Source organism: Streptomyces prasinopilosus (assembly GCF_001419695.1).
GTDB lineage: Bacteria > Actinomycetota > Actinomycetes > Streptomycetales > Streptomycetaceae > Streptomyces > Streptomyces prasinopilosus.
In genome coordinates, this window is sequence record NZ_LIRG01000773.1 from 1 (window position 1) to 2,289 (window position 2,289).

3 protein-coding genes are annotated in these 2,289 nt (G+C 74.3%); 2 read left to right on the plus strand and 1 reads right to left on the minus strand.

All coding sequences use genetic code 11. The features are described 5' to 3' along the window. Positions 1-9: 9 nt before the first annotated feature. Entirely contained in the window at positions 10-1,356 is a 1,347-nt protein-coding gene (locus tag AOK18_RS26190; protein WP_079105189.1) for an FAD-binding oxidoreductase, read from the plus strand. Between the two features lie 29 nt (positions 1,357-1,385). Here AOK18_RS26190 and AOK18_RS26195 read toward each other — a convergent pair whose 3' ends face one another. Beyond that, on the minus strand, positions 1,386-1,796 hold the full coding sequence (locus tag AOK18_RS26195) for an SsgA family sporulation/cell division regulator (RefSeq protein ID WP_055695947.1): 411 nt from the start codon (positions 1,794-1,796) through the stop codon (positions 1,386-1,388). A gap of 227 nt (positions 1,797-2,023) precedes the next feature. Here AOK18_RS26195 and AOK18_RS34750 point away from each other — a divergent pair. Continuing rightward, a partial coding sequence (locus AOK18_RS34750; protein WP_240503316.1) for a DUF2510 domain-containing protein occupies positions 2,024-2,289 on the plus strand: 266 nt, incomplete at its 3' end.

Here is a 2,289-nt window from a genome sequence, read left to right on the forward strand (position 1 = left end):
GTCGGCCGGCTGCTCGACGGCCTGCCCCCCGAGGCCGTGCTCACCGACCCCGACGTCACGGCCTCCTACGCCCACGACATGGCGAGCTTCTGCCCGGCCGGGGCCCCGGCGGTGGTCGTCCTGCCCCGTACGGTCGAACAGGTGCAGCACGTCATGCGCACCGCCACCGCCCTGCGCGTCCCCGTCGTCCCGCAGGGTGCCCGCACCGGCCTGTCCGGCGCCGCCAACGCGACCGACGGATGCATCGTGCTCTCCCTGACCAGGATGGACGCCATCCTGGAGATCAACCCCGTCGACCGGGTCGCCGTCGTCGAACCCGGCGTCGTCAACGCCGCCCTCTCCCGCGCCGCCGGCGAACACGGCCTCTCCTACCCGCCCGACCCCTCCAGCTGGGAGACCTGCACCATCGGGGGCAACATCGGCACCGCCTCCGGCGGGCTGTGCTGCGTGAAGTACGGCGTCACCGCCGAGTACGTGCTCGGCCTCGACGTGGTCCTCGCCGACGGCCGCCTGATGTCCACCGGCCGCCGCACCGCCAAGGGCGTCGCCGGGTACGACCTGACCCGCCTGTTCGTCGGCTCCGAGGGCTCCCTCGGCATCGTCGTGCGCGCGATCCTCGCCCTGCGGCCCCGGCCGCCCCGGCAACTGGTGCTGGCCGCCGAGTTCGCCTCCGGCGCCGCCGCCTGCGACGCCGTGTGCCGCATCATGGCCGGCGGACACGTCCCCTCGCTCCTCGAGCTGATGGACCGCACGACGGTCCGGGCCGTCAACGACATGGCCCGGATGGGACTGCCGGAAAGCACCGAGGCCCTGCTGCTCGCCGCGTTCGACACCACCGACCCCGCCGCCGACCTCGCCGCCCTGGGCGCGCTGTGCGAGGCGGCCGGCGCCACCGGGGTCGTCCCGGCCGAGGACGCCGCCGAGTCCGAACTGCTGCTCCAGGCCCGGCGCCTGTCCCTGGTCGCTCTGGAGGCGGTCAAGGGCACCACGATGATCGACGACGTGTGCGTGCCCCGCTCCCGGCTCGGCGAACTCCTCGACGGCGTCGAGCGGATCGCCGAGAAGTACCGGCTCACCATCGGGGTCGTCGCCCACGCGGGGGACGGCAACACCCACCCGACCGTCTGCTTCGACGCCCGGGACCCCGAGGAGTCCCGCCGGGCCCGCGACTCCTTCGACGAGATCATGGCCCTCGGCCTGGAACTCGGCGGCACCATCACCGGCGAGCACGGCGTCGGCGTCCTGAAGAAGGAATGGCTGGCCCGCGAGATCGGCCCGGTGGGCATGGAGATGCAGCGGGCCGTCAAACAGGCCTTCGACCCGCTGAACCTCCTCAACCCGGGCAAGCTCTTCTGACCCGCCGCCCTCCCGCGCGCCCCGCGCCCTCACGGGGCGAGCAGCGCGGCCAGTGCGTCGTCCAGCCCGAGCCGCCCGCCCTCGCTGCCCGACGGCACCACCCGCAGCGTCCGCTCCAGCCACGACGACACCTGCGCCGCCGGCACCTCCAGCAGGGCGTCCCCGCCGGGCGAGCTCAGCGCCACCAGGACGGCGTCGCGCCCCGCCGCCCTCGACGGCCACACCCGCACGTCACCGTGCCCGCACGGCCGGAACACGCCCTCGACCAGCAGTTCACGGGCGAACGTCCAGTGCACCGGCTGCCCGGAGTCGACGTGGAAGACGATGTGCACGGCGTAGGGGTCGTCGGTGCGGTAGCCGAGCCGGGCCGGCACCGGCACGTTCCGCTCCGGCGACAGGATGAGCCGCAGTTCCACCTCACGCTCCACCACGGTGTCCATGGCGCGGGTCCTCTCTCTCGTGCTCTCTCGTACGGGCGCCCGCCAGGGGTCGTCACGGGGGAGAGGGGGAGGACCCGGGAGCATTACGCGGGTTCGCGGAAGTTCCTCCGCGGTACCACATCGGCGCCCGAAAGGGGTGTGTCCGGCGGGACGGGCCCTGGTTCCCGGACCCGTCTGGTAGATGTGGTCCCCCCGACCCACCCGCGAGCAGATACGGGACGACGGACATGAGCGCCCCAACCCCGGCCCCCGGCGACGACACGCCGCGCGAAGGCTTCTACCCGGACCCGTCCATTCCCGGATACGTCCGGTACTGGAACGGTGCCGCCTGGGTGCCGGGCACCAGCCGTCCGGCACCGGACGGCGGCGCGCCGCTCGCGCCGCCGGCGTCCGCCGGTGCCGGTTCTCCCGGTCCCGCCGGGTCCTCGTCGAAGAAGTGCGGGCCGGTCTCCTCCACCGGGAGCACCGCCGGGGCGGACCCGGCGGGACCGGG

Coding starts and splice junctions, on each gene's coding strand:
- AOK18_RS26195 (WP_055695947.1), bottom strand. CDS start 1,796: ATGGACACCGTGGTGGAGCGTGAGGTGGAACTGCGGCTCATCCTGTCG.